The 25,977-nt window shown below is 63.7% G+C and carries 27 protein-coding genes and 8 tRNA genes; 10 read left to right on the top strand and 25 right to left on the bottom strand.

Annotated features, from left to right (window positions below; all coding sequences use genetic code 11):
- The first annotated feature begins 572 nt into the window (after positions 1 to 572).
- Complete coding sequence (locus Aeroheme_RS09730; protein WP_139743826.1) at positions 573 to 1,829, top strand: amidohydrolase; 1,257 nt, start codon at positions 573 to 575, stop codon at positions 1,827 to 1,829.
- 72 nt (positions 1,830 to 1,901) lie between these two features.
- Here Aeroheme_RS09730 and yjjG read toward each other — a convergent pair whose 3' ends face one another.
- The 14 genes from yjjG to Aeroheme_RS09660 all read right to left on the bottom strand — a co-directional run bounded on the left by yjjG (position 1,902) and on the right by Aeroheme_RS09660 (position 9,490).
- Positions 1,902 to 2,582 carry a pyrimidine 5'-nucleotidase gene (gene yjjG, locus Aeroheme_RS09725; protein WP_106886692.1) on the bottom strand — a complete coding sequence of 227 codons (681 nt, stop codon included), beginning with the start codon at positions 2,580 to 2,582 and terminating at the stop codon, positions 1,902 to 1,904.
- Between the two features lie 29 nt (positions 2,583 to 2,611).
- The gene (locus tag Aeroheme_RS09720) at positions 2,612 to 4,096 is read right to left on the bottom strand and encodes a M17 family metallopeptidase (RefSeq protein WP_411167169.1); all 1,485 of its coding nucleotides are present in this window, start codon (positions 4,094 to 4,096) and stop codon (positions 2,612 to 2,614) included.
- Positions 4,097 to 4,242: 146 nt separating this feature from the next.
- A tRNA-Met gene (locus tag Aeroheme_RS09715) sits at positions 4,243 to 4,319 on the bottom strand.
- Positions 4,320 to 4,428: 109 nt separating this feature from the next.
- Positions 4,429 to 4,505 (bottom strand) — tRNA-Met (locus Aeroheme_RS09710).
- A 109-nt stretch (positions 4,506 to 4,614) separates the two neighbouring features.
- Positions 4,615 to 4,691 (bottom strand) — tRNA-Met (locus tag Aeroheme_RS09705).
- Positions 4,692 to 4,801: 110 nt separating this feature from the next.
- Positions 4,802 to 4,878, bottom strand: a tRNA-Met gene (locus tag Aeroheme_RS09700).
- Positions 4,879 to 4,988: 110 nt separating this feature from the next.
- Positions 4,989 to 5,065 (bottom strand) — tRNA-Met (locus Aeroheme_RS09695).
- A gap of 109 nt (positions 5,066 to 5,174) precedes the next feature.
- Positions 5,175 to 5,251: transfer RNA gene (locus Aeroheme_RS09690), tRNA-Met, on the bottom strand.
- A gap of 110 nt (positions 5,252 to 5,361) precedes the next feature.
- Positions 5,362 to 5,438: transfer RNA gene (locus tag Aeroheme_RS09685), tRNA-Met, on the bottom strand.
- A 93-nt stretch (positions 5,439 to 5,531) separates the two neighbouring features.
- Positions 5,532 to 5,608: transfer RNA gene (locus Aeroheme_RS09680), tRNA-Met, on the bottom strand.
- Between the two features lie 275 nt (positions 5,609 to 5,883).
- A complete protein-coding gene (locus Aeroheme_RS09675) occupies positions 5,884 to 6,603 on the bottom strand; it encodes a hypothetical protein (RefSeq protein ID WP_411167168.1) in 720 nt (239 codons plus the stop codon).
- Positions 6,604 to 6,706: 103 nt separating this feature from the next.
- Entirely contained in the window at positions 6,707 to 8,341 is a 1,635-nt protein-coding gene (locus Aeroheme_RS09670; RefSeq protein ID WP_411167167.1) for an ATP-dependent endonuclease, read from the bottom strand.
- Positions 8,342 to 8,417: 76 nt separating this feature from the next.
- Positions 8,418 to 8,540: a hypothetical protein gene (locus Aeroheme_RS09665; RefSeq protein WP_262110571.1), complete on the bottom strand. Its 123-nt coding sequence runs from the start codon at positions 8,538 to 8,540 to the stop codon at positions 8,418 to 8,420.
- A 62-nt stretch (positions 8,541 to 8,602) separates the two neighbouring features.
- Positions 8,603 to 9,490 carry a helix-turn-helix domain-containing protein gene (locus Aeroheme_RS09660; protein ID WP_411167166.1) on the bottom strand — a complete coding sequence of 296 codons (888 nt, stop codon included), beginning with the start codon at positions 9,488 to 9,490 and terminating at the stop codon, positions 8,603 to 8,605.
- A gap of 157 nt (positions 9,491 to 9,647) precedes the next feature.
- Between Aeroheme_RS09660 and Aeroheme_RS09655 the strand changes: the two genes are divergently transcribed.
- Positions 9,648 to 10,565, top strand: a complete 918-nt coding sequence (locus tag Aeroheme_RS09655) for a DMT family transporter (RefSeq protein WP_162627306.1) — start codon at positions 9,648 to 9,650, stop codon at positions 10,563 to 10,565.
- A 52-nt stretch (positions 10,566 to 10,617) separates the two neighbouring features.
- A complete protein-coding gene (locus Aeroheme_RS09650) occupies positions 10,618 to 11,553 on the top strand; it encodes a LysR family transcriptional regulator (protein ID WP_395950089.1) in 936 nt (311 codons plus the stop codon).
- A gap of 7 nt (positions 11,554 to 11,560) precedes the next feature.
- Here the strand turns inward: Aeroheme_RS09650 and Aeroheme_RS09645 are convergent, their stop codons facing one another.
- The 4 genes from Aeroheme_RS09645 to Aeroheme_RS09630 all read right to left on the bottom strand — a co-directional run bounded on the left by Aeroheme_RS09645 (position 11,561) and on the right by Aeroheme_RS09630 (position 15,589).
- Positions 11,561 to 12,340 carry a TSUP family transporter gene (locus Aeroheme_RS09645; protein ID WP_025327090.1) on the bottom strand — a complete coding sequence of 260 codons (780 nt, stop codon included), beginning with the start codon at positions 12,338 to 12,340 and terminating at the stop codon, positions 11,561 to 11,563.
- 454 nt (positions 12,341 to 12,794) lie between these two features.
- Positions 12,795 to 13,580 carry a tRNA-uridine aminocarboxypropyltransferase gene (locus Aeroheme_RS09640; protein WP_411167165.1) on the bottom strand — a complete coding sequence of 262 codons (786 nt, stop codon included), beginning with the start codon at positions 13,578 to 13,580 and terminating at the stop codon, positions 12,795 to 12,797.
- Between the two features lie 198 nt (positions 13,581 to 13,778).
- A complete protein-coding gene (locus tag Aeroheme_RS09635) occupies positions 13,779 to 14,768 on the bottom strand; it encodes a D-alanine--D-alanine ligase (RefSeq protein WP_404838861.1) in 990 nt (329 codons plus the stop codon).
- A 212-nt stretch (positions 14,769 to 14,980) separates the two neighbouring features.
- Positions 14,981 to 15,589, bottom strand: a complete 609-nt coding sequence (locus Aeroheme_RS09630; protein ID WP_213345061.1) for a 2OG-Fe(II) oxygenase — start codon at positions 15,587 to 15,589, stop codon at positions 14,981 to 14,983.
- A gap of 209 nt (positions 15,590 to 15,798) precedes the next feature.
- Between Aeroheme_RS09630 and Aeroheme_RS09625 the strand changes: the two genes are divergently transcribed.
- Together Aeroheme_RS09625 and Aeroheme_RS09620 are read left to right on the top strand one after the other, a co-directional pair.
- On the top strand, positions 15,799 to 16,275 hold the full coding sequence (locus Aeroheme_RS09625; protein WP_163157386.1) for a glutathione peroxidase: 477 nt from the start codon (positions 15,799 to 15,801) through the stop codon (positions 16,273 to 16,275).
- Between the two features lie 276 nt (positions 16,276 to 16,551).
- Positions 16,552 to 17,952, top strand: coding sequence for a DEAD/DEAH box helicase (locus tag Aeroheme_RS09620; protein ID WP_411167164.1), 1,401 nt, complete (start codon positions 16,552 to 16,554; stop codon positions 17,950 to 17,952).
- 72 nt (positions 17,953 to 18,024) lie between these two features.
- On the opposite strand, the gene Aeroheme_RS09615 is transcribed toward Aeroheme_RS09620, so the two are convergent.
- From Aeroheme_RS09615 to Aeroheme_RS09600, 4 genes are all read right to left on the bottom strand, one after another.
- Entirely contained in the window at positions 18,025 to 18,465 is a 441-nt protein-coding gene (locus tag Aeroheme_RS09615; protein ID WP_411167163.1) for an acetyltransferase, read from the bottom strand.
- A gap of 66 nt (positions 18,466 to 18,531) precedes the next feature.
- The gene (locus Aeroheme_RS09610) at positions 18,532 to 18,993 is read right to left on the bottom strand and encodes an N-acetyltransferase family protein (RefSeq protein ID WP_408819623.1); all 462 of its coding nucleotides are present in this window, start codon (positions 18,991 to 18,993) and stop codon (positions 18,532 to 18,534) included.
- Positions 18,994 to 19,028: 35 nt separating this feature from the next.
- Positions 19,029 to 19,361 (bottom strand): YnfA family protein, encoded by a 333-nt coding sequence (locus Aeroheme_RS09605; RefSeq protein WP_139745331.1) that lies wholly within the window; start codon positions 19,359 to 19,361, stop codon positions 19,029 to 19,031.
- Between the two features lie 135 nt (positions 19,362 to 19,496).
- A complete protein-coding gene (locus tag Aeroheme_RS09600) occupies positions 19,497 to 20,342 on the bottom strand; it encodes a DUF5718 family protein (RefSeq protein WP_411167162.1) in 846 nt (281 codons plus the stop codon).
- 270 nt (positions 20,343 to 20,612) lie between these two features.
- Between Aeroheme_RS09600 and Aeroheme_RS09595 the strand changes: the two genes are divergently transcribed.
- The 4 genes from Aeroheme_RS09595 (at position 20,613) to Aeroheme_RS09580 (ending at position 22,673) form a co-directional block, all read left to right on the top strand.
- A complete protein-coding gene (locus Aeroheme_RS09595; protein ID WP_411167161.1) occupies positions 20,613 to 21,203 on the top strand; it encodes a class IV adenylate cyclase in 591 nt (196 codons plus the stop codon).
- Entirely contained in the window at positions 21,200 to 21,592 is a 393-nt protein-coding gene (locus Aeroheme_RS09590) for an NUDIX hydrolase (protein ID WP_411167160.1), read from the top strand. The genes Aeroheme_RS09595 and Aeroheme_RS09590 overlap by 4 nt, the downstream gene beginning before the upstream one ends.
- Before the next feature lie 167 nt (positions 21,593 to 21,759).
- The gene (locus tag Aeroheme_RS09585) at positions 21,760 to 22,266 is read left to right on the top strand and encodes a GNAT family N-acetyltransferase (RefSeq protein ID WP_106886678.1); all 507 of its coding nucleotides are present in this window, start codon (positions 21,760 to 21,762) and stop codon (positions 22,264 to 22,266) included.
- A gap of 113 nt (positions 22,267 to 22,379) precedes the next feature.
- On the top strand, positions 22,380 to 22,673 hold the full coding sequence (locus tag Aeroheme_RS09580; RefSeq protein WP_171276231.1) for an antibiotic biosynthesis monooxygenase family protein: 294 nt from the start codon (positions 22,380 to 22,382) through the stop codon (positions 22,671 to 22,673).
- A gap of 38 nt (positions 22,674 to 22,711) precedes the next feature.
- Here the strand turns inward: Aeroheme_RS09580 and pdxY are convergent, their stop codons facing one another.
- The 3 genes from pdxY to Aeroheme_RS09565 all read right to left on the bottom strand — a co-directional run bounded on the left by pdxY (position 22,712) and on the right by Aeroheme_RS09565 (position 25,318).
- Entirely contained in the window at positions 22,712 to 23,587 is an 876-nt protein-coding gene (gene pdxY / locus Aeroheme_RS09575; protein WP_168235185.1) for a pyridoxal kinase PdxY, read from the bottom strand.
- 333 nt (positions 23,588 to 23,920) lie between these two features.
- Complete coding sequence (locus Aeroheme_RS09570) at positions 23,921 to 24,676, bottom strand: DUF429 domain-containing protein (RefSeq protein WP_411167159.1); 756 nt, start codon at positions 24,674 to 24,676, stop codon at positions 23,921 to 23,923.
- A gap of 78 nt (positions 24,677 to 24,754) precedes the next feature.
- Entirely contained in the window at positions 24,755 to 25,318 is a 564-nt protein-coding gene (locus Aeroheme_RS09565) for a VC2662 family protein (protein WP_234690855.1), read from the bottom strand.
- Between the two features lie 304 nt (positions 25,319 to 25,622).
- On the opposite strand from Aeroheme_RS09565, the gene Aeroheme_RS09560 reads away from it, so the two are divergent.
- Positions 25,623 to 25,973, top strand: a complete 351-nt coding sequence (locus tag Aeroheme_RS09560; protein ID WP_025327108.1) for a phasin family protein — start codon at positions 25,623 to 25,625, stop codon at positions 25,971 to 25,973.
- Positions 25,974 to 25,977 lie beyond the last annotated feature (4 nt).

Here is a 25,977-nt window from a genome sequence, read left to right as displayed (position 1 = left end):
ACTATATGTATATAAAGAATATTATTGTATTGAAGACATGCGAAAAGTTGACCACCCTATGATTAGACGATAAAACAGCCACAAAATTACAAAAACATGGCACTACATCACCACCAAGTGAAATTGGTCATATAAATACATTTTTCATTGTTATCCCCTGTCATTGTGGTATCTTGGTTTCATCATCAGTCAGCCAAGGGAGACAAAATAATGAAAGAGTTCGTTGTTACCGCCGTTTTTACCGTGTTTTTCACTCTGGTTGCCGTCTCTCTGCCCTCGCTGGCACAGCTCTAAGGCGGTTAATCGGTCAGGAAGCCGCTTGCCCTGGGTCTTGATAGCGTCACCAGGCCGCAAAAACACCCACAAAGATGGATTTTTGAAGCTTTGTGCAAGAACAGGATGTCAGTCAGGACTTATTGGCTATCTGTGAGCATTTAACGACCAGGGCGTCATGATCGCCGTTCTTGCAAGGGGAGCCTCAGTGCTCCCCTTGCCGCATCTGTCTCTGCGGGATTTACTCTTGCCCCCCTGCCCGTCACAATGTCCGCTGGATTTGCCATGCAGGAATCACCATGACTCAGGATGCTCTGCGCCACTGGCGCCGTGACCTTCACCGTCTCCCCGAAGCCGCCTGGTGTGAATTTCGCACCAGTGCCCTCATCGCCCACCACCTTTCCGAACTCGGTTTTTCCGTCATGCTGGGGGACAAGCTGCTGGCCAGCAACCTCATCATGGGACGGGAGATCGACGTCGCGGCCCAGAAGGAGCGAGCCCTGCGTCAGGGGGCACACCCCGACTGGCTGGCTCGCATCGACGAGATCACCGGTGTGATGGGGGTCTGGGACAGCGGCCGCCCCGGCCCCACCCTGGGGTTTCGTTTTGACATAGATGCGGTAGAGGTGGAAGAGAGCCGGGATCCGGCGCACCAGCCCTGCCAGGAGGAGTGGCACTCCGCCAACCCGGGCTGGATGCACGCCTGCGCCCACGACGGCCACACCGCCATCGGGCTGGTGCTAGCCGAGCGGATCAGCGCCCTGGCCGAGCGGCTCAACGGCCGCATCAAGCTGTTCTTCCAGCCTGCCGAAGAGGGGTGTCGCGGCGGCAAGGCGCTGGCGGCGGGTGGTCAGCTCGACGACGTGGATGCCCTGCTGGCGCTGCACATCGGCATTCATGCCAACAGCGGCGAACTGGTGGTCAATCCCACCGAGTTTCTCTGCTCCACCAAGTTCGATGTGGAATTCATGGGGCGCGCCGCCCACGCGGGGCTCGAGCCCAACGCCGGCAGCAATGCCCTGGCGGCGGCCTGCACGGCCACCACCGCCATGCTCGGCATTGCCCGCCACCGGGACGGCATGACCCGCATCAACATAGGCCAGCTCAATGGGGGTAGCGGTCGCAACGTGATCCCGGGTCACGCCCGCCTGCAGGGAGAGACCCGGGGCGCCACCCCGGCGCTTAACGACTACATGTTTGGCCAGGTGCAGCAGATAGTGGAAGGGGCCGCCATGATGCAGGGGGCCAGCTACCTCATTCGCAAGCAGGGGGAAGCCATCGGCATAGAGAACAGTCCGGCCCTGCTCGAGGAGATAGTGCCCCTGGCCGAGGCGCTCAAGCTTGAAACCATCCACAGCCGCCGTTTCGGTGCCAGCGAGGATGCCGGTTTTCTCATCGAGCGGGTGCAGCAAAATGGCGGCCAGGCCGCCTACCTGATCCTGGGGGCCAATCTGGCGGCGCCTCATCACCATCCGGAGTTCGACTTCGACGAGGCCGTGCTGGCCCCAGGCGTCGCCCTGCTCGAGGCCTGGCTGCTCAGCCGCCTCGGCACCTGAGAACGCCTCAGATGAAAAAAGGCAGCCCGAGGGCTGCCTTTTGTGTCTTTGCGGATCCGCTTAGCGCCTGGCTCAGCGTCCCAGCACTATGTCAGAGAGGTGGGCGAAGTGATGGATCTCGTGAGTCGCCTCGCAGGGCCCCTGCTGGCGGGCGGGGTTGTACCAGCAGGTCGCCAGCCCCTGGGCGGCGGCACCGGCGATGTCGGTCTTGGGGTTGTCCCCCACCATCAGCACTCGCGCCGGGCTCGGTTGCCCCATCAGATCCAGAGCATGCTGGAAGATGGCGGCGGCCGGCTTGGTCACCTGCACCTCGTCGGAGATAACGAGGGGCTCAAACCACTCATTCCAGCCCAGCTTGTCGAGACGACCGCGCTGGGGCAGGCTGAAACCATTGGTGATGATCCCCATCCTGACCCGGCTCTTCAGGGCCAGCAGGGTCTCCTCCACCCCCTCCAGCGGCACGCTCAGGGCGATGATCTGCTGCAGGAAGGTGTCATTCATCGCCATGGGTGCCACGTCCACCTGCTCGGCAAACATCGAAAACCGGGTCTGCTGCAGCCAGGTGGCGTCTATCTCGCCTGAGTTGTATTGCTGCCACAGCTTGTGGTTCAGCTCGTGATAGGCCGCCATCCTGGGGGGCGTCGGCGTCACGCCATAGATCTGCAGGGTGCGCTCCAGTGCCTTCGCGACCGGGAAATCGAGCAGGGTCTCGTCCAGATCGAACAACACCCAGTCATAGCTTGCTTGTTTCACGCTTGTCCTCATTGGTTGTACTTGGCGATTCATGTGGCGGGCTCGGCCGTCCCGAGCGGGCTGGCGAGCAGCGTCAGCGACAGCCTGACGCCAAACCCGGTCACTTCGCTGCCGACCACGCCGTTGCCCCCCTTGTTGCGAAAACCGCTCAAGTCGAGGTGCAGCCAGGGTGTCTGCCCGGGCACGAAGCGGCTGAGGAAGCGGGCGGCGTCGATGTGATCCGGCGAGGTTCCCGGCGCGCACTGTAACAGATCGGCCCACTCGCTATCGAGGTTGTCATCGAAATCCTCGTCCAGCGGGAAGGGCCAGATGCGTTCACCGCTCTGCTGCCCCAGGCGTATCAGCTCGGGAAGCCAGTCGGGGCGATTGGTGAAGGCGCCGCTGTAACGGCTGCCGAGCGCCCGCTTGCAGGCGCCGGTCAGGGTCGCGTAGTCAATCAGCAGATCGGGCTCCCCTTTGGCCGCCAGCGCCAGGGCATCCGCCAGCACCATGCGCCCCTCGGCGTCGGTGTCCACCACCTCTATGGTGGTGCCATTGAGGGCGGTCACCACCTCCCCCGGTCGGTAGGCACGGGGGCCTATGTGGTTCTCGGCGATGGCGAGCCAGCAGTGTACCTCGTAGGGCAACTTGGCCCGGCTGATGGCATGCAGGGTCCCGAGCGCCACAGCGCTGCCCCCCATGTCCAGGTGCATGCCATACATGCTGCCGCCGACTTTCAGGTTATAGCCCCCGGAGTCGTGACAGATCCCCTTGCCCACCAGCGCGATGCGACGCACCGGATTGGCCGGGCAATAGCTGAGCTTGACGATGGCGGCCTGGTTGTCCTCAGAGCCCCTGGCCACCGCCAGGAAGGCGCCGGCACCGAGCTTGGCGAGGGCCGTCTCGTCGAACTCCTCCCATTGCCAGCCCTCCGCTTGCGCCAGCTGCCGTGCGAAGGCACGGTAGCTGGCGGCGTTCAACTCGGAGGCGGGCAGCACGGCCAGATGACGGGCCAGCCCGTTGCCCTGAGCCTCGGCCTCGATGCGGGCCAGATCCAGGATGCAGGGGGGAGACAGGGTCAGGCTCTGATAGCCGATGGGCGCCTCGTCGGCGCGTTTCTGGGTGGGCAACGGCACATTGGCCGCCAGCAAGGTGGCGAGCACCAGCTCGGCCAGCAGCGCCCGGGGCGCCTCATTGAAGCCCTCCAGGTGCAGCGCCAGCTGCGCCACCTTGAGAACCGCAAGGGGGGCGGTCCAGGTGCGGACCTGCTTGTAGAGCCGATGATCCAGCACCGGCGCCGAGTCCACGAAGAGCACCAGCTGCAGGCCCTGGCCATCCGCCAGCCGGTAAGGGGCCGGCAGACCCAGGGCTATCTGGGCCGCCACCCCGGCGAAGGCCGGTTGCGCCAGCAGGGCGTCGCGCCCGGTCTCGGCTACCAGCAGCAGTTTGACGGGAATGTCGCTCGCCATCACCTCGTTCAGGGTGCTGGTCTGCATGGTTATCTTGGGGGCAAGGTAGTTGAAAGCGTGCATCACAGGGAGAGGCCTCATCCATGAACAGAAGCCAGAATGATACCGAACAAATGGGACAAAGGATCGCCACCACATAAATTAATGTGCTGGATCAGGGTGATAGACGGGAGGGTCGAGATGGATATGGAGAAGGGGAAAAGATAATAAGTTGGTTGCGGGGGCCGGATTTGAACCGACGACCTTCGGGTTATGAGCCCGACGAGCTACCGAGCTGCTCCACCCCGCGTCCGAATTGTGCGTCCGTTGCCAGACCTTTCCCGCAAGCTGCCGAGCAGTAGCAGCTTGGGTCTTCGTCTCACCGCAGCGACCTGAGCCGCGCCATGAGGACAAATAGTTGGTTGCGGGGGCCAGATTTGAACTGACGACCTTCGGGTTATGAGCCCGACGAGCTACCGAGCTGCTCCACCCCGCGTCCGAATTGTGTGTCCGTTGCCAGACCTTTCCCGCAAGCTGCCGAGCAGTAGCAGCTTGCGTCTTCGTCTCACCGCAGCGACCTGAGCCGTGCCATAAGGACAAATAGTTGGTTGCGGGGGCCAGATTTGAACTGACGACCTTCGGGTTATGAGCCCGACGAGCTACCGAGCTGCTCCACCCCGCGTCCGAATTGTGTGTCCGTTGCCGGACCTTTCCCGCAAGCTGCCGAGCAGTAGCACCTTGCGTCTTCGTCTCACCGCTGCGGTGCAACACCGAGCCATGAAGACAAATAGTTGGTTGCGGGGGCCAGATTTGAACTGACGACCTTCGGGTTATGAGCCCGACGAGCTACCGAGCTGCTCCACCCCGCGTCCGAATTGTGTGTCCGTTGCAGGACCTTTCCCGCAAGCTGCCGAGCAGTGGCACCTTGCGTCTTCGTCTCACCGCTGCGATGCAAGACCGAGCCATGAGAACAAATAGTTGGTTGCGGGGGCCAGATTTGAACTGACGACCTTCGGGTTATGAGCCCGACGAGCTACCGAGCTGCTCCACCCCGCGTCCGAATTGTGTGTCCGTTGCCGGACCTTTCCCGCAAGCTGCCGAGCAGTAGCACCTTGCGTCTTCGTCTCAGCGCAGCGACCTGAGCCGTGCCATGAGGACAAATAGTTGGTTGCGGGGGCCAGATTTGAACTGACGACCTTCGGGTTATGAGCCCGACGAGCTACCGAGCTGCTCCACCCCGCGTCCGAATTGTGTGTCCGTTACCGGACCTTTCCCGCAAGCTGCCGAGCAGTAGCACCTTGCGTCTTCGTCTCACCGCTGCGGTGCAAGACCGAGCCATGAGAACAAATAGTTGGTTGCGGGGGCCAGATTTGAACTGACGACCTTCGGGTTATGAGCCCGACGAGCTACCGAGCTGCTCCACCCCGCGTCCGTATTTTTTCCGAAGTGGCCGAGCAGTAGCCAGTTCGAATCGTCTTCATCACTTCTCACCTTGTGGGTGTTGTCGATGTCGACACTCAGATGGTTGCGGGGGCCGGATTTGAACCGACGACCTTCGGGTTATGAGCCCGACGAGCTACCGAGCTGCTCCACCCCGCGTCTGAGGTGGCCAATAATAGGCTCCAACGCTGAGATTGCAAGTAAATATCCTAAAAAAAGTTTACCAGGGGATTAAACCATCAGATGCTGTGTTCTTTTGCAACAAACCGTAGTTTTTTCAGTCAACTAGGTGCTCCCCTTGCCGCTCAGGGCACTCCCCTGCCAGGTTGGGCTGCTGGATCCGGCGTGCCATTCCCCTCTCTCTATGTATGAAAAAGCCCGCGCCTATGGGACGGCGCGGGCTTCTCTATTCTTCATGACGCGTTGCGGCGGGCTCAGACTAGCTGATGCAGCACGCTGGTCGCCGCTATCTGGGCGATGATGAGACCGCACAGGGTCACGGACAACACCACGGGAGCCGTCTCCTGCTGCCGGTAGATTGGGCTGAACCAGAGCAGCAGGGCGGCGATGAGCAAGCCCGCCTGGGTCAGTACCCCGGGGATCAGGGCATCTAGCCCGGCGCCATTGTCCTGCCCGCTCACCAGCACCGCCAGCCAGATCAGGCTCAGCATGGCGGCCAGCAGCCCCGCCAACGGCAGCAGCAGGTTGAAGGCTTGCAGACGGTGGCGGGCACGCAGCAGCATCAAATGTGCGAAGGCCGAGCCCAGCAACACCATCTGCAGTGCCCCGTTCAGCCAGCCCTGGATCTGCAGCAGACCCAGGCCATAGAGGGCGAGCGGCATGGCAGGCAGCCACAGCAGGCTGGCGGGAATGGCGCGCTTGCCCTCGAGGCGGGACTGGGCCAGGGACAGCACTATCCCCAGGATAAGGGCGGCGCCCCCGCACCAAATCAGCCAGCCGGTTACCCCGGCTTCGATCCCCAGCATCAGGGAGAGGCCGGTGATCACCCAGATGGAGAAGAGCTGGTTGGTGATCCGCGAGCGCTGGCCCGGGCAGAGATCCCCGCGCCACAAGACGATCACGAGCGCGATCAGGGCCCCCAGGGCCATCAGGCCGGTCAGGGAAAAGAGCCAAAAAGGAAGTTGGACGAACATAGGGTCTCCGGCAACAAACAGAGGACAGGGCCCAAGGGCCCCGGCAACAAAAAACGAGGGGCGAGTATACCCAAACCCGCCCCCATCCCCAACGCCTGCGAGACTAGCTCTGGCCGCGGGCCAGGGCGACCACTCGCGCGAACATCTGCTTGAGCATGGGGGGAATGTGTTCGCTGCCAAGGCGCTCCGCCTCCTCCACCACGGCCAGGGCCAGGCCAGGCTTGCTGCGGTGATGGATGGCCTTGGAGATGATGCGCCCGGCGTTGAGGGTGGATCGCCCCCCGACCCCGGCCTCGCGCCGAAACACCGCCTCGAATCCGTTGTGGTAGAGGTAGTGCTCTATGTCCGCCGAGGGCAACTGGGTGATCCTGTCCCGCTCCCGCTCCCCCTTGAGCAGGGAGCGGGCGGAGCTCGCGTACTTGGCGCCCGCCTCGTCGCCGTCGGTGAGCAGGTGCCACTCTATGCCAAAGTCGCGGGCCACCTTGATGAGGGGGGCCTGACCGCACTGGGCGAACTCTATGATGCGCACCCCTTCCGCCCGCAGGCTGTAGCCGCAGATCTGGGCGAGCTCGGAGAGCAGCCAGATCTCTGTCTCCCCCTCCACCAGCAGCCAGCAGCGGGCAAACATCGACATGGGCCTGTTGATCCGCACGTGAAAGGCAATCTTGCGCAAGTCGTCGCTGCTGTAGCGCTCCCCCCCCAGCTGATGACAGAGGATGTCATGCTGGCGGCGTACCAGGCGGCGCACCTGGTTGAGTGGCAGGGAAGAGAGCAGATCCCCCGAGTTGGTGGTAAGCAGCTTCTGGCCGGGCAACTGCTCGAGCAGGCCCCAGGCCAGCGCCAGCATGGTGGGATGCAGGCGGCTCTCGGGATCTTCCAGCATCAATATGGGCCTGGCCCCCTCCTCCAGCTCCCGGTTGCCGCGGGCATGGAGCAGCATGGCGGCCATGCCTGCCATGGCCAGTTGCAGGGCCCGGTTGTCCGCACTGCGCAGCAGCACCTGCAAGTTGCCAGGGTTGCGCAGGGTCATGGGGCGATTGACGATTTCCCGCTGGCTGCGGGGCTTGTGCTTGATGGGGGCCAGGGCGCTGAAGTAGTGCTCCATCAACTGCTGCACCGCCTGCAGCGCCTCCTTGAGCTCGGGCTCGCCGATGCGCTGGGGCTCGTCGGTCAGCTTGCCGGCGAGCTCTCCGAGCCGCTGCTCGGAGAGATCGTCCCAGGGCAGCTGCTCTATGCCGTCGCGGGCCGTACGGGCATCCCGCAGCCGGAACACCGGGTTCATGGTGATGAGCAGGCGCACCAGCTCCGCGTTGTTGTCGATGGCCAGGCTCTTGCCGATGCCGTCGAGAAAGTCATGGGTGCTCTGCACGCTGCCATCGTCCAGCAGCTCGGCGCTGGCGCGATAGTGGATACGGTGGAACTTGTCCCTGTGGGGGATCCAGGCCGCACCAAGGCGCGCCAATCGGCGGGAGTGCTGGCACATCTGGGGGCGGTACTCGCTGAAGGTGAGCACCAGTTGCAGGGTGCGCGATGGGCTCAGCTCGGGGTCTTCGGGCTGATGGAAATCATCGCGACTGAATTGATAGGGTTCGGTATCCCCCAGCAGGCACCAGAGGGCACGCAGCAGGCTGGACTTGCCCCAGGCATTCTCACCGATGAGAACAGTGGTGTGATCCAGCCCGAGCGAGAGCCGATTTATCCCGCGAAAACCTTTGACTTCAATGCGTTCCAGAAACATGCGGCCATATCCAGTCCATCCTGATGGCGCAATAGTGGCAAAGTTGCCGGGAAAATCCTATCGGGTCTTGGGGTTTTCAGCGGGAACTGTGAGGCACTACGGGTTCGGGAGGGGTGGGCAGGCAGGCGCGATCCTGAGGGGCATTCCAGTGGCTGAACCAGAGGTGGCGGGTGCGGGTCTGACGTTTGCGATGATTCAATGGGCATTCCTTTTTATGGGTAAGTGGTAGAGGGTACACCTCTTTCACCCAGAGTCTCAGCGTTATCTGTGACAGGAGAATGACAATTGGGCGCGCCACTGCCCCGGGCTCAGGCCGAAGGCCTCCCGAAAACGATTGCCAAAATGGGCCTGGGAGGAGAAGCCGCACTGGGCGGCGATGCTGGCCAGGGGATCGCTTCCCGCCAGCAACTGCTTGGCCCGCTGGAGCCTGAGCCCCTGCAGGTAGCGATGGGGCGGGCAACCCAGGCTCTGGCCGAACATGCGGGCGAAGTGATATTCGCTCAGGCCCGCCTCCCGGGCGAGTTCGCCCAGAGTGACGGGCTCGGCCAGGTGGGCCAGCAGATACTCCTGCACCCGCCGGATCACCACGGGGGCCAGGCCGCCCCGCACCTCGGGGAGCCCAGGCGCTTCACGGGTATGGTGACGATAGGCATGGAGCATCAGCATCCAGGCGCCGTGGGAGAGCGCCATGCGATCGACCCCGTGCTGCCAGTCCAGCTTCATCAGCTGTGCCTGCACCAGGGCTGCGGCCTGGGGATCCTCGATGAAGGTCTTGTCCTGCAACACCAGATGGCGCCCCTCCTTGTCGCACACCTGTTCGGCGATGCGGCAGAGGTGCTCAGGGGTGAAGTAGAGGTGGAAGAAGCGAAACTCCTCGCGCACCAGCCATTCGGATCTGTGGTGATCCGGCATGATGCACACCTTGCCGGTGCCACCGTGGCCGCCGGGACCGTCGAGGCGCTCGGTCTGCTCGCCCCCCTGCAGATAGACGCTGATGGTGTGGTGACCCGGCTTGTGGTAGCGGGTCTGATCGTAGCGGTTGCGCCAGCTGGCCACCCCGAGCCCGGGCTCCAGCCAGCAGGAGTCCTCCAGCCGTGCCCCCGTGCTGACCAGGGCATCGAACACCCCCGCCTGTCGTCTCTGCTGCACCTGTCTGCCTCATCCTTGTTCCCGTGCCGACATCTTATCGCGGTGGCTCGCCAAGCGCTGCAGCCGGCCACAAAAAACCGCAAGATGGTGCAAGCCAGCTCACGCCATCAGGCCCATGCTGATCCCCATGTCACTCCCCTTTTGCCCGGATCCGCTTATGAACCTCCTGCTGTATGTTTCCACCGTCCTCATCTGGGGCAGTACCTGGATCGCCATCGCCTGGCAGCTCGGCCCCATTCCCATCGAGGTCTCTGTGCTCTACCGCTTCGCCCTGGCGGCGCTGGCGCTCTTTGCCCTGCTCACGTTAAGCGGCAAGTTCCCGCGCCTGCCCTGGGCGGGCCAGCGTTATGCGGCCCTGCTCGGCGCCCTGCTCTTCTCCACCAACTTCCTCTGCTTCTACCACGCCACCCTCTATATACCGAGCGGCCTGTCGGCGGTGATCTTCGCCAGCGCCAGCATCTTCAACGGCCTCAACCTCTGGCTGTTCGAGGGCAAGCGCCCCGGCATGCGCTGGTTGCAGGGGTCGCTACTGGGGCTCATGGGCACACTGCTGCTGTTCTGGCCCGTGCTGGCGGATGCGCAACTGGGTGCAAACGGCTGGAAGGGGCTGTTGTTTGCCTGTGCGGGAACCCTCTGCTTCTCCCTCGGGAACCTTGTCTCGGCTCGCGGCCAGCGCCAGGGCTATCAGGTGTTGCAGATGGTGCCCTGGGGCATGGTGTACGGGGTAGCGCTGCTGCTGGGCTGGGTCATGGTGCTGGGTCAGTCCCTGACCCTGCCGACCGAACCCCGCTACCTCGCGGCCATGGTCTATCTGGCCATCTTCGGCTCCGTCATCGCCTTCACCGCCTACCTCACCCTGGTGGGGCGCATCGGCGCCAGCAAGGCGGCCTATGCCACTGTGCTGTTTCCCCTGGTGGCGCTGAGCCTCTCCACCCTGTATGAGGGCTTCGTCTGGCAGACGGTCTCCATCCTGGGTGTGGTGGTGAGCCTTATCGGCAACCTGGTGATCTTCGCCCCGCCCGTCAAGACATGGCGCTGGCCGCTGTCACGGGTGACAGACGGGACTTGCCCCTGATGCCGGCAGCCCCTAAGGTAACCCCTCCCAACAGAGGTTGAACGGAGGAAGCATGTTACTGGAAGGGCTGGAGACACTCTGCCTGCTGGCGAGCGAGGGCACCATGGCCAAGGTCGCGAGCCGCCTCTATATCAGCCAGTCGGCGGTGAGCAAGCGCATCACCCAGCTGGAGCAGCGCCTTGGCAAGCGGCTCATCGAGCCGGATGGCCGCCAGACTCGCCTCACCCCCCAGGCCCGGGAGCTGCTCGCCCGGGTGGCCCCGAGCCTGGCGGAGATGAAGGGGGTGCTGGCGGACAGCCAGACCCTCACCGACCAGACCCCCCTGCCCGTCGCCTGCTCCGAGACCCTGCTGGCGGGCTACCTCGCCCGTTTCATGCACGACTACCTTGAGCAAGATCCTCACCTTGCCCTCTCCACTCACCACACCCCGGTGATACTGACGCGGGTGCGCGGTGGCGATGCCCTGCTCGGCATCTGCGCCGGCCGGCTGCCCCCCGGCCACGGCCTCTGTGCCGAGCTGCTGCTGGAGGAGCCCTTCTATCTGGTGGGGGACGATCAGGAGACGGCGGCGCAGCCGGATCACAGGGTTGCCTCGCCAGACAGGGCGAGTGGCAAGCCATTGACACAAAGAGATCTGGGTGAGGAAACCCTGGTACAGGAGAAGGTGCGCAAGATCCTGACCATGGATCTGGAGAACCCCTCCAATCGCTATCTGCGGGATCCCCTGGCCGCGCTCGGGCTGGTGCCGGCCATGGAGCTCGACTCCTACCTGGCGCTGATCGAGCTGGCCAAGGCGGGCATAGGCCCGGTGCTGCTGCCGGCCGGTCTGCTGGCCCTGGTGGGGGATCAGGGGAAACGGGCGCGCGCCCTGCCGGGGCTGGCGCGCCCGCTGCACCTGGTCTATCGGCCGAGCAGCCTCAAGCGGGCGCGGATCCAGCGCCTGGTCGAGGGGATCCGGGCCCACTTCGCCCGGGTGAGCCAAGGCTAGAAATGACTCATACGAGCCAGCTGAACAGCTCGGGGTACTGACTCCACACCAGCTTGGCGGACATCACCAGGGAGACGGTCACCAGCAGCGGCTTGATGAGCTTCACCCCCTTCTTCAACACCAGCTTGGAACCGAAACGGGCCCCGATGAACTGGCCCAGCGCCATGCAGAAGCCCACGCTCCACACCACCTTGCCGCCGAGGGCAAAGAACAGCAGGGAGGCGATGTTGGAGGTGAAGTTGAGCAGCTTGGTGTGGGCAGTGGCTCTGGCCATGCCAAAGCCTGCCAGGGCCACAAAGCCGATGGCGAAGAAGGAGCCGGTGCCGGGGCCGAAGAAGCCGTCATAGAAACCGACCCCGCCCCCCACCAGCAAAGCGAACAGCATGGGGGTGAGACGGCGCTGGCTCTCCGCATCGCTCACCCTGGGGGAGAAATAGAAGTAGCAGGCGAACGCCATCAGCAGGAAAGGCAGGAGGCGCTCCAGGATGGCGGCGTCTATGGTCTGCACCGCCAGGGTGCCGATGGCCGCCCCGATGAAGGTGCAGATGACCGCCGGCCAGATGATGGCCCACTCCAGGAGCCCCTTGCGGGCATAGAACCAGGTGGCGGAGAAGGAGCCGAAACTGCTCTGCAACTTGTTGGTGCCGAGCACCAGGGCGGGCGGCATGCCGGTGGCAAGCAGGGCCGGCACCGTCAACAGACCGCCGCCCCCGGCGATGGCGTCGATAAAGCCGGCGATAAGGGCGACCCCGAACAGGGCAACCAGGGTGAGCAGTTCCAGTTCCATCCATAAACCTCGTGTGATGCGGCCACCCGCGGCAATCCCGGGTGTCCTGTTTGAGCACAATGCAGGTCGCTATCCTAACGGGGGCGGGCTCATGAGGCTAACGAAACAATGGCAGCCAACTGATTCCTGATTTTCATCAATCTGGACGCTGCCTTGCCATCGTCTGCCAAAGCGAACGACACAGTGGCAGACGATCGATTCAACTCCTGATTTTCATCAATGTGGACACTGCCTTGCTATCGTCTGCCAAAGCGAACGACACAGTGGCAGACGATCGATTCACCTCCTGATTTTCATCAATAGGTCGCCACCTTGGCATCGACCGCCAAAGCGAACGAAACAGCGGCAGGTGGTGAATCCAATTCCATCCATTTCTGATCACAGGCACGGCAATTGGGGCAATCAGCTTGTCCGATGATGCCCATGCCCTACCTTCGCCATTCAGCCGAGCCGGTTAAACCAGGGTTGCCACGCTGGCCTCGCCCCGATCAGCGGCAGACTCGGCAACCTCCCCCTTGATCGCCTCCAGGGCCTGCAACAGCGGGGTCTCGTCCTCGCCGGGCGCCCGACTCACTCTGCCTGCCATATAGCGGCTGCTGAACAGATTGAACCAATGTTGCAACGCCTGGCCTGCCTGCAGCTCACCGGCCACCTCCAGCACGCAGGCCGCCACCTCGGCGGTGCACAGGTGCTCATCGCAGTGGGCGACTCGCATGCCATAGGTGGAGAGCGCGTCCGGCCGCACCGACAGCACGGGGAAGCCATCCAGATAGGGGCTCATGTTGAACATCTTGCGCGCCTCGGGCCAGGTACCGTCCAGCAGGATGAAGAGTGGCTTCTTGCCAGGGGCAAGGGCAACCCGCTCGGTCACCCGGGCCGGGTTCTTCTCGCAGGCGGGGAACACCACATAGGGCTGCCAGGCGGGATCCGCCAGCAGGGCCAGCAGCTCGGGATGGGGCTGGGTGCGTTTCCAGAGAAAGGCCCAGGTCGTCTGGGGCAAGACATCGGCGATAAGACGGCCGGTGTTGGACGGCTTCATGGGTTCGCTGTCATACATCAAGAGGCAGAAGCCCGCCTCGGCCTTGAGCTCGGGGCGCCACTCGCAGGCACACCAGGCATGACGCAGCTGGCAGGCCTCGCAGCGGGGCACGCTGCCACCACGGGCGAGAAAGGGACGGGTAGAGATGCTCTTGCGCCAGATGCGCAGGCGATTGACGGCATGATCGGGGATGGGCTTCATGGGGCGCGGCTCGGCGACAGGGTCTGCGGGAAAATGGGGGCAGATTGTAGCGAGCGCGCCATGGGGCTGCAAGGCTCCCGAGGGGGAGCACTGGGAGGCCAGGGTACACCCGGGGCAGCTCGCCGGATAAGCGCGGCGACCCCTATGACAGAGGGGCCTGCAGGCCCCTCTTTATCATCTTCTGCATGGGGCCGCGACTCAGGCCTCTTTGCGCAGGATCTGCTCGAGGAAGCGAGCGAAGCTGTGACCGTGATGCTCCAGCAGTTTCGGGAACATGGAGATGGAGGTCATGCCCGGGAAGGTGTTGATCTCGTTGAGCAGTATCTCGCCATCCTCGGTCAGGAAGAAGTCGATGCGTGACAGATGGGTCAACTTCAGCTGACGGAAGGCCTTGAGGGAGTAGGCGTGAATGGCGTCAGACTGGGCCTGGGTCAAGCCTTCGGCCTTGAGCGCCGTCTCGGTGTGGCTGGCGCTGCTGTACTTCTCCTCATAGGTGTAGAACTTGTCCTGGGGCACGCAGATCTCCCCGGGATAGGTGGCCACCAGCTCGTCGCCGTACTGGTAGACAGCCACTTCCAGCTCGCGGGGCTTGACCGCTTTTTCGATCAGCACCTGCTCGGAGTAACCGAAGGCATCCTTGATCCCCTGCAGCAGCTCGGCCTCGTTGCTGGCGGAGTAGCAGCCCACGGATGACCCTTGCGAGGCGGCCTTGATAAATACCTTGCCCCACTTGGCCAGCGCGGCTCTCGCCTCGCTCAGTGCCTCGTCGCCCTGCTCGGTCAAAAACAGATAGGGGGTGTTGGGGATGCCGATGGCGGAGAGCCACAGCTTGGTGCTGATCTTGTTGAAGCAGATCTTGCTCGCCTCGGCATCGCACCCCAGATAGGGCAGGCCCGCCAGCTCGAGGAAGGATTGCAGATCGCCGGTCTCACCCGGATAGCCGTGGATGCAGGGCACCACGTAGTCCACCGGACGGGCCACGCTGTCAAAGGAGAGCAGCTTGTCCAGCCCCAGCTTGCACTCGCGGCCGTCGGCACTGAGCCAGCGGTCGGCGAACATCTCGACCCGGGTCACTTCGACCCCAGGCAAAAGACCGAGCTGTTGTTCGAGGAAATTGGCACTGCGCAGAGAGACTTCGTGCTCGGCGCCACCGCCGCCGCACAGCAGCAAGACATGCATGTTCTTCATTAGATGTGATCCCTTGGGAGAAGCGGCTTCGTCATGGCCGGGGAAAATCCGGCTGCGCGACCTGCGCACCAAACAACGGGCGAAGCCAGATACGAACATAAGTGCGGCCAGTGTAGCAAGGGAGAGGAAGCCTTGTCAGCCGATGGGGCCGCCATCCCCCCATCCTGGCCCGTAAAAAGAGGCGCCTGTGTCAAAAACGGGACGAAACGGACTCAGCGAGGGGGATCTACCCGCCCGGCGCCATTGCCATTGACCCGAAACCAGCCGGCGATGCTGTAACGCTCCTCGCTCGCGGGCAGCACCTCGTGGGGAAACTCCTCCGACAGGAAGAGCACCAGCCGCCCTCCCTTGGGGGAGACATCCATCAGAAACTGCTCGTCGTTGTCATAGACCCGCAACACGCCCCCTGCCTGGGGCTGCCAGCCGTTGTTCAAGTAGAACACCGAGGTGAGGCGGCGGTTGGAGCGCCCGGCAAAGGCGTCGCGGTGAGTCGCATAGAAGTCGCCGCTGCGGTAGCGGGCGAAGTGGGCCTCGTAGTCAAACAGCCCCAGCATCAGGTTGCGATTGGCCGCCAGACGCAGGGACTCCATGCGGGCCAGATAGTCGGCCACGGGGGCGCCCAGGGAGGGATCCAGCCAGTGGATCTGATCACGGCGGATCGCCGGATTGCCCTGATGCAACCCCTCCCGCCCTATCCCCGCAGGCTGCCACTCCCCCGGCAGGCAGGCCCGCAAGGCATCCACCTCGGAGGCGGTTAAGAAATCATCCACAATCACCCATCCCCGGGTGTAAATGGCATCCATGACGGCTTGATAGTCCAAGATTGACTCGCAGCGAGTGGAGAGAGTGCGCTTTGTAGCGACTTCCCCCCCTGGGCACAAACCGGATTGCTTCTCTTGAGAAGTCCCGCCATCAATAAGGGCCCGGCCCCGGGCGCCGATTTCCCCTTGCCCCGCAGCCCCTGGCCCGCTAACGTGAAAACAAGGCCCGAATCGGGTCTCCCTCTGCATCCATGACTCAGGAGAGCGCCATGCCCTTGCCCACCATTCCCCTGCAACGACTCGATGGCAGCGAGTTTCCCGGTGACGCCCTGCAAGGGAAGGTCCTGCTGGTGGTCAACGTGGCCAGCCGCTGCGGCTTCACCCCTCAATACACCGGGCTGGAGGCGCTTCATCGCCAGTTTGGTGAGCAGGGCCTGGTGATCCTGGGCTTCCCCTGCGATCAGTTCGGCCACCAGGAGCCCGGGGATGCCGAGGAGATAGCCCGCTTCTGTTCGCTGGATTACCCGGTGAGCTTCCCCCTGATGGCCAAGTGCGAGGTCAACGGCGAGCAGGCCCACCCCTTCTATCGCTGGCTCAAGCAGCAAAAACCCGGGCTGCTCGGGAGCGAGGCCATCAAGTGGAACTTCACCAAGTTCCTGCTCGATCGGGAGGGCCGGGTGGTGGATCGCTTCGCCCCCCAGACCAAACCCGAGGATCTGGCGGGGGCCATCCAGGGGCTGCTGTGAGCCGGGCACCCCGGGCGACAGACGGCCATGGCCCTCTCCCATCGGACTCGACGCAGCCCCTTTGTGCCCCGGGTCCTCATTCGTGACGCCGTTACTGCGTGCCTGCGTCACTTCTGCTATATTACGCGCCCATTATCTTTTTCGTGTCGTAGCGCCCGCGGGACGGGCCTGAAGGGATCAGGCCCTGCCCTGACCCGCTACCCACCTTCTTCCATGTCGTGACGGGCCCAGGCTGTCGTCACCCGTTGAGCCCAAGGCTCGGAGTTTCTCTCGAACATGTCATTCAATGAACTGGGTCTGTCACCGCACATCTTGCGGGCCGTCAAGGAGCTGGGTTACGAACAACCCACCCCCATACAGCAGCAAGCCATCCCGGCCATTCTGGCCGGTCAGGACGTGCTGGGCGGCGCCCAGACAGGCACAGGCAAGACCGCCGGTTTCACCCTGCCCATGTTGCACCGTCTGCTGGCCAACCACGGCCGTGGCGGCCGCCGCCAGGTCCGCGCCCTGGTGCTGACCCCGACCCGGGAGCTCGCCGCCCAGGTGGGCGAGAGCATCATCAAGTACGCCCACCATCTGCCGTTCCGCACCCTGATCGCCTATGGCGGCGTCAGCATCAAGCCGAACCTGGACGCCATCAAGCTCGGGGTCGACATCCTGGTCGCCACCCCGGGCCGCCTGCTGGATCTGCTGACCCAGGGGGCTCTCACCCTGAGCTCTCTGGAAGTGCTGGTGCTGGATGAAGCGGACAGAATGCTCGACATGGGCTTCATCACCGACATTCGCCGCATCATGAAGGCGCTGCCGGAAGAGCGGCAGACCCTGCTCTTCTCCGCCACCTTCTCGAATGACATCAAGGCGCTGGCGGACGATCTGCTCAATGATCCCACCCTGATCGAGGTGGATCCCAGCAACACTGCCGCCGATCAGGTGACCCAGCGCGTCATCCAGGTCGACCGGGAACGCCGCCGCGAGATGCTCTCCCACATGATCGGCCGTGGCAACTGGCAGCGGGTGCTGGTGTTCGTGCGTACCAAGCAGATCGCCGACCGCCTCGCCCAGCAGATGCAAAAAGATGGCCTCAATACCGTCGCCATTCACGGCGACAAGAGCCAGGGTGCCCGCAACCGGGCGCTGGCCGATTTCCGTGAGGGCAAGGTGCGGGTGCTGGTCGCGACCGACATCGCCGCTCGCGGCCTCGACATCGATCAGCTGCCCCACGTGATCAACTTCGAGCTGCCCCAGATGGCGGAGGATTACATCCACCGCATCGGCCGCACCGGCCGCGCCGGCCGTGGTGGCGAGGCCATCTCTTTGGTGAGCCAGGACGAGCTGGGTCAACTCAAGGATATCGAGGCCCTGATCGGCCAATCCCTGACAGTGGAGATCCTGGAAGGGTACGAGCCGAGCGGCAAGCCGAGCCGCCAGACCCTGCCAGGCAGCAAGCCGGTGCAAAACCCGCCCCGTGACCGCGGCCATGCCAACGCCAAGAGCAACAATGCCAAAGGCAAACCTGACGGGGCCAAAGGCAAGGGCAAGGCCAAAGGGGACGGCCCCAAGAAGCCGGCTCCGGCCCGCAAGCGCGAGGTCGTGGGGGAAGACATCGGCTTCACCCCCATGCGCCGCCTGCCCAAGGCCCAGCGCGACGACTATCAGGACAACTCCAGCGAGGAGTAAGGCAAGCTGTTGCCGACCTGACACAAAAAACCGCCCCCTTCACGAGGGCGGTTTTTTTATGCTCTGACGCCCCTACTCGGCGGCCAGGGCCATGTGTAGCAGGGGATAGGGCTTGCCCTGGCCATCCAGGGGAGAGCGCCCCGTCACCTCGAAACCCAGGTGCTGATAGAAGCCGAGGGCCTGGGCATTCTGCTCGTTGACGTCCACCCGTCTCGCCCCTTGCCGCTGGATGGCGTGGGCCACCAGCAGGCGGCCGACCCCGCTTCCTCTCGCCTCGGGGGCGATGAAGAGCATCTCGATGTTGCCATCGTGCACGCCGCAAAAACCGGCTATCTCCCCCTCCTCTCCCCTGGCGCAGACCAGATCCACGGCCGCAAAATAGTGCTCCAGGATCAGGGGTTTGAGGGTGGTGATGTCCGCCTCTTGCAGGAAGTGATGGGTGGCGCGCACCGAGGCCTCCCAGAGGGCGATCAGAGTCTGGTAATCCCCGGCGTCCGCTTGTTCAATCTTCATGGTGCGTTGATTCCATCTGTGGTGAAAAGGCCAATGCCGGGCCCAGGGGCCGGGCGCCGGGCGCCGTCAGGGGGTTGCCCTGGCCTCGGCCTGCTTGATGACAAAGCCCTTCTCGATGCCGGCCTTGAAGCCCAGCTTTTCGTACAGGCGATGGGCCCCTTCGCGCCCCTCCCCCGACAGCAGCATCACCTTGTAGCAATCCAGCTCCCAGGCCAGGGTCAGGGCCTGCGCCAATAGCTGCTGGCTCACCCCCTGTCGCCGAAACGCAGAGGCCGTCACCACGTGTTCTATGATGGCAAAGGGCCTGCCGCCGTTGGTCAGGGTCGGGATCACTCCGAGCTGGCAGGTGGCGGCCAGCTGGCCCTCCACCTCGGCCACCAGGAGTCGTACTTCGGGCTCGGCCAGCAGTCGCCTCAGCGCCTCCCTCGCCACCGACGGCGCCAGCACGGGATCATTGGGCCTGAGCTCGGCGTAAAGACTGAGCAGGCCCGCCAGATCCTCTTCCTTGCACTCTCTGATCACCACAATGGCAACCCTCCTGATCTTCTGTGTTCCCCGGCGCCCTATGCGGATCTGGGGGCAAACATGATAATTGCCATGCCCGTCAGGGCGACGCCGGAACCGACCCAGTCCCACACAGTGGGTCTGATCCCATCCACCGCCCAGAGCCAGAGGATGGCCACGAAGATATAGACGCCCCCATAGGCGGCATAGACACGGCCGGCGGCGGTCGGATGCAGGGAGAGCAGCCAGGCAAAGAGGGCCAGACTCAGGCCCGCCGGCAGCAGCAACCAGGCGCTCCGCCCCTGGGTCAGCCACAGGTAGGGCAGATAGCAGCCGACGATCTCGGCCAGCGCGGTGATCAGGAACAGCCCGATCGTTTTGAACTCCAGCATCATGGGTCTCTAGCAAGGGTGCAATAAGAGCTGAATGTTAAAACAACGCATTGGGTTATGTAAGCACGGCGGCGCAGCAGGCCAGGAGGAAGGGAGGGCAAACCTTCCCCCACGGGCGAGGGGGAAGGAAGGGGGTCAACGGACCCTGACTGCCTGGAGCAGGGCAGAGACATCCGGGCCAAAGGTGCGGGCGCGGATGGCCTCGCGAATATCCGCTTCGCCGTAGCGGCTGGCCGGGTAGACCACCACGCAGGCGGTGTCGCCGGGTGCGAGGAAGTGGGTCTCGCCGAAGGGGGTGTAGCGGGTGGCGCCTATGCTGATGAGGGCGTGGGCCGGGCGCCCCGCCTGGGCCAGCAGCCCCTGGATATGCTCGGCCGGGCCTTCATCCTGCTGATGGTTGAACTTGTCGATGGCCCAGTCGAGCAGCTGCTGATGGAAGTAGCTGTAGTCCACTGCCGCGCTGTCAACCCCATAGGGGTGCAGCTCGCCATCGCGCTCCAGATAGCAGGCGATGCGATAGTCGTCGAGCTCGCAACCCGGGGCAAAATGGTTAAGGGGCAACAGAGTGGCCGCCAGCCCCTTGCTCTCCTCCCCCCAGTTCTTCTTCTCGCTGATCTTCCTGGCGTTGGGGCGACGGATGGAGCAGTCGTTGTAGGCGCCAAACGCCTTGGGATGTATGGCCACCACCTGCTCCCCGTCGTACGCCAGCTCGCACCAGAGCGCCACTTCGGGTTCGATTTGCACCTTCTCGTCGCCGCTCACCGCCGCCTCTGGCAGCAAGATGGCCTCGCCGCTCAATGGGAAGACGCCGAGCTGGCCCGGATGGCCTGGCACATAGAAGGGGAACAGCGCCTTGGGGGCAACCTTGTCCGCGACCTTGACGGCGACGAAGTCCGCCGCCTCGCCGGCCTGCTCCAGATGGCCGGCGAAGTTGCCCGCCACCCCCAATCCGATGAAGTTGCTCAATTCAGTGATCTGCATCTGTGGCTCCATTGGCGCGGCCCGGGCCGCCGCCTCGTTGTCTATGTTCAGGGCGGCAGGGCTACCGCCAAAGAGGGAGCTTATTAGAGCACAGCCCCCTGGCTGCGCCCAGTCGCCCCGCCGCAAGCTGTGCACCAGGGCGGATTTTCCCTCACCATATGGTCATAAAGAGAGCAGTCAGCGCCAAGCTGTGATCCCGGTGCTTGGGCGAGCCCCGCGCTTTTGCTAGTCTGCCCTATTCATTTTCCGTTTGGGTGCCGGTGCCGAGCCATGACCACACATTTTCAGGGTCGCTTCGAGGTGGAGTTCAAATACCGCCTGGCGGATAGCGCGGCCTTCCTGCGTGCCCTCGAGGCCCTCGGCCCCGAGCTGATGGTGGCGGACAATCATGAGCAGGACTGCTACTTCGACACGGCGGACCGCGCCCTGGCGAGGGAGCAGAAGAGCCTGGTGATCCGCACCATGGCGCCCTCCGGCATCCGGCTCTGGATAGTCAAGGGACCGGGGCCCGATCGCTGCGAGGCGGTCAACATCACGGATGCGGACAAGGCCATCAGCATGGTGCGCACCCTGGGCTACCAACGGGTGCTGACCATCGCCAAGCGGCGCAGCATCTACTTCCTTGGCCCCTTCCACCTGACCCTGGATAGCCTGGCCGGGATAGGGGATTTTGCCGAGCTCGCCATCATGACCGACGAGGAGGCCGCACTGCCCGCTTACCGGGAGCAGTTGCTGGCGCTGGCCGCCCGGCTGGGGCTCAGCCCCGAGATGCGGGAGACCCGCTCCTATCGCACCCTGTGCGAGCAGTCAGCTCACCTTCGAACCTGTGAAAAGAGGAAACAAGAGGAATCAGCCCCATGATCGACAAACTCGCCTGGCTCACCTTCAAGGAGGGGCAACTGCTCTGTGCCCGCTCCCACGGCAAGGCACTCTATTACATCCCCGGCGGCAAGCGTGAGCCGGGGGAGAGCGACGAGGCCGCCCTGGTGCGGGAGATAGCGGAGGAGCTGGCGGTCAGACTCAAGCCCGAGACCCTGCGCCTCGCCTGCGAGTTCAGCGCCCAGGCCGACGGCAAGCCGCAAGGGGTGCAAGTCAGGCTGCGCTGCTACACAGGGGAGGCTGACGGCAGCCCCACCGCCTCGGCGGAGATCGCCGAGCTGCGCTGGCTGGACAGCCGTCATCTGAGCGAGGTCTCCCCTGTCTCCCGCCTGCTGTTCCAGTGGCTGGCTGAGCAGGGGCTGATCCGCTAGAAAACTGACTCGTGAACAGCCTTCCCGCTCCGCCCCTGGAACACCGGCTGACAGAGATGGCTCGTGGACAGGCTTCCAGCCCCGCCGCAGTGAGACTGGCTGACAGAGCAAGATTGAACCGTTAATACCGAATGGATTGGCAATTGGATACAAGAAGAGGAGTTTCAATGGAGATCCTTGAGGTCGATAGCACCAGAGGCATCAAGCCTGCGTTGATCACACTGCTGCAAGATTGCGTGGCCAGCGGCGCCTCGGTGGGCTTCCTGCCGCCCCTGCAGGAAGAGCGGGGATTGGAGTACTGGCAAGGCATCGAAGGGGAGCTGGCCGACGGGGTGCGCAAACTCTGGGTGGCCTTCGATCAGCACCATCTGGTGGGTGCCCTGCAGCTCGCCCTGTGCACCAAGGCCAACGGCGGTCACAGGGCCGAGGTGGAGAAGCTGATGGTACACAGCCAGGCCCGCGGCAAGGGGGTGGGTCGCGCCCTCATGCAGGCCATGGAGCAAGGGGCCCGCGAGGCCGGGCGCACCCTGCTGGTGCTGGACACCCGGGTTGGCGACATCGCCTCCACCCTCTACCGCCAGCTGGGCTACCAGGAGGCCGGCCAGATCCCGGACTTCGCCCGCAACGCGGACGGCACCCTGGCGGCGACCCAGTTCTTCTACAAGCAGCTCTGAGGGGCGAGAGCCCAAAGGCCCAACGCAACAAGGCCAGCCCCCAGGCTGGCCTTGTTTATTGGTGCGTTCACTGCTCAAATGGCCCCTTCATCCAGAGACGGCAAGGAGCCATCATGATATTGGAAGTCGCCCCGCTGCAAATCATCCCGGGCCAGGCTGCCGCCTTCGAGCAAGCATTCGAGCAGGCCCAACGCATCATCAGCACCCTGCCCGGTTACGCCGGCCACCAGCTGCAACGCTCACTGACCGACCCACACCGCTACCTGCTGCTGGTCAACTGGCAACGGCTAGAGGATCACACCCAGGGCTTTCGCGACTCCCCCCAGTACCAGGAGTGGAAGGCGCTGCTCCATCACTTCTACGATCCCTTCCCCACTGTGGAGCATTTTCAGGCCATACAACCTTGATCAGCCCAGGATGAACTTGGCCGATCAGGGTTGAGGCATCACGCCACCTCGCCTGCCAGGCGCTCGGCCCTGTGTGCGATCCGCGGCTCGGCGAAGTCGGCCTGGGCCGCGATCAGCTGCAACTCGTAGGCATCCGCCTGCCAGGTCTGGCGCAGCACTTCATCGACAGCGGCGTTGGTGCGCTCGAAGGCGGCCACCGCATCAAACCCCGCCTGCAGGTTGGCCAGCATCAGGGCGCTGATGAGATCCCCCACCCCCACCGGCTGGCGGGCAAACTGGTAGAGCGGCCGCGCGATGAGATAATCCCCCTGCGGGGTCGCCAGCAGCATCTCGAAACGGCCGGGATCACTGGCGGCGCGCCCCAGGTGCTTGACCAGCACCATCTTGACGCCGCTTTCCAGCAGCTGGTGAGCGGCTGCGCGAGTCTGGGCCAGGGTCGTCAGGTGGACGCCGCACAGGGTCTCCAGCTCCAGCAGGTTGGGGGCCATGATGTCCGCCACCGGCAGCGCCTGCTCGGTGAGGAAGCGGGTCACGCCGGGGGCGACTATGCACCCCTTCTCCGGGTGGCCCATGACGGGATCGCAAAAATAGATGGCCGCCGGATTGGCCGCCTTGACGGCCGCGACCACCGCCAGGATCTCGTTCCCCTGCTCCGCCGATCCCAGGTAGCCGCTCAGCACCGCATCGCAGCGCCCCAGCACCTCGATATCCATCAGCCCCTGACAGAGAGCACTGATATGACCGGCGGGCATCGCCATCCCCTGCCATCCCGCCGCGTACTGGGTGTGATTGGAAAACTGCACCGTATTGACGGGCCAGACCTCCATGCCGAGACGGCGCATGGGGAAGACGGCGGCGCTGTTGCCGGCACAGCCAAATACCACGTGGGACTGGATAGAGAGAATGCGTTTCATCGACACCACCACTGAAGAAGCATGAGGAAAGCGGGCAATATATCGGATGCAGAGCGGGCTCTGCCAGCGATTCCCGGCAACCCTCGCCATTTATGCGGCAAAAAGACCATTCAATGGAGTGTTACACCAACTTCCCCCGCCCTTGCTCAGCCTGTCGAACCAAACCGCCTCGGTCGCGTCGGTGTGATATGGGCTCTCCACACTTTTGTTTGATGGCATATGATGGCATTTTTAATACAAGGTGGCGGATGGCGGGAGAAAGCGTCGAGGAAGAGCAACGAGGCGCGGCGGCAGGCAAGCCGGGGCCGACGCCCCGGGTTTCGTACTTAAGGCTTAAGGCCTGACGAAGTGATAGACCCAACCTTCGTCCAGGGGGAAGTCGGAGGGCGCAGAGACAAGGTTTGGCAGGGAGGCGACGGCCCCACCGGCGGCGTATTGCAGCGCCATCAGGGCGCAGAGGGCGGCGTCGTAACGATCCGTCCCGGCCACCACATCAGGTGGCAAGAAGGCTACTATCTCCGCCCTGGCCGGTGAGGCCTTGCCTGCTACCTTGGCAAGAGCCGGATAGACCTCCAGCACGGCGCGATCGGCGTGGGGCTGCTGCCTGGGCACAAGCTGCAGATCCCCAAGGCGCGGCAAGATGGAGAGCGCCAGGGTGGCGTTGTTGCCTAGCCTGTCGAAGGTGGCCGACAACGGCTTCTTGCCGTATTGCTGATGCAGCCAGCGCTCGCAGTCCCGATAGGCATAGGGGTTGTCTATCTCCCGCTGGGGCACGGCGCACTCGACTCCCCTCCCCGCCAGCAGATCGCCGAGGGCACGGGGAAAGGCCAGGGGGGCATCGATGCCGAGCGCCAGTCGCGGGCAGGCCAGCACCTGCATCAGCGCCATCTCGTCTTGCAGCGCCGGGCGCAGCAAGGCGTCCAGATCCGGCGCCACCCGGGAGCTCAACCTGAACAGGGGGGAGACCCCGAGCCAGTGCAACTGCTGCGTGCGGGCCTGCCAGCCCACCACGGCCACCGCCTGGGCATTGCCCTGCCAGCCCCTCACATCCCAACCGATGCCGATGGCATCCAAATGTTCCGTTGTCATGCCCCTGTCACCTCTGCGCACTATTGATGGTGCACAGGGTAATGGCTGCGTCCCCTAAAGCAAGGCTGGCGGCACCGCTTAGAAGGATTTCTTGAAGTTGATCAGCGGCAAGATGGGGAAGATGCCGTTCTCGGCGTAGTTGGCGAGGCCTATCTGCAGGCCATCGAGGTGCTTGGTGGCATTGATGAAGCCAAGCTGGAAGGTGGTGCGCTCGGCATAGTTGACGAAGCCGAGGTTGGCCAGGGCATTGCCCTTGGCGATGTTGACCGCCCCCCAGTTAAGCCCCTGCACGTTGTTGGTCAGGTTGACGAAACCCAGGTTGACCCCGGTGTCCTGCCCCTCGTGCCAGTTGACGGCGTTGATGGCGACCCCGCCGAACTGATGGCGCACCCGGGCGGCGCCGAAGAAGATGCCAAGCTGCAGACCGGTGAACTGATCCACGTCGGAGAGCGCGAACACCGGCAGATCTATGCCCTTCACCTGACCGGTGCGGCCATACAGGAAGGAGGCGCGCGCCCCTTCCACCTGGTGGGAGGAAGGCAGGTTGATGCCGGGCAGGGAGATCTGGACCGGGGTGCTGGCCTGGGCCACGCCAGCGAGGGCCAGCGCGGAGCAACCGAGCAGCAGGGCGAGAGGTTTCATCGGGATTCCTTGGCAGTCTGAATGACGTGCCAGCCTAACAGTGCGGCGCCGGTGCGGCGAGGGCGCGCCGGGCCCAGTGCGTCACCTCTCGTCTGATCCGCCTCCCTCGACGGGTGTCGCTGACAAAAAAATTCAAACAGAAATTAACATTTATGTCATTTACACCAAACCGCATTTGGTTGCAGAATGCTCAAACGTGTGTTTGAACAGAGCAAGCAACACGTAAACAGGGATGACATGCAGTACCCGTAAGAAGGGCCGATTGGCCCACAACAACACTGTTCTGCCGAACTGGAGACCGATGATGAATATGGACGTGATCAAGAGCTTTACCGAGCAGATGCAAGGCTTCGCCGCCCCCCTCACCCGCTACAACCAGCTGCTGGCCAGCAACATCGAACAGCTGACCCGGTTGCAGCTGGCCTCCGCCAACGCCTACGCCGAACTGGGCCTCAACCAGTTGCAGGCCGTGAGCAAGGTGCAGGACACCCAGAGCCTGGCAGCCCTGGGCACAGTGCAACTGGAGACCGCCAGCCAGCTCTCCCGCCAGATGCTGGATGACATCCAGAAGCTGAGCGCCCTCGGCCAGCAGTTCAAGGAAGAGCTGGATGTCCTGACCGCAGACGGCATCAAGAAGAGCACGGGCAAGGCCTGATAAC

The sequence above is a fragment of the Aeromonas sp. DSM 116730 genome (assembly GCF_046581335.1).
In the GTDB taxonomy this organism is placed as follows: domain Bacteria; phylum Pseudomonadota; class Gammaproteobacteria; order Enterobacterales; family Aeromonadaceae; genus Aeromonas; species Aeromonas rivipollensis.
Note: the sequence above shows the minus strand (reverse complement) of the source record. Positions and strands in the feature narration are given on the sequence as shown.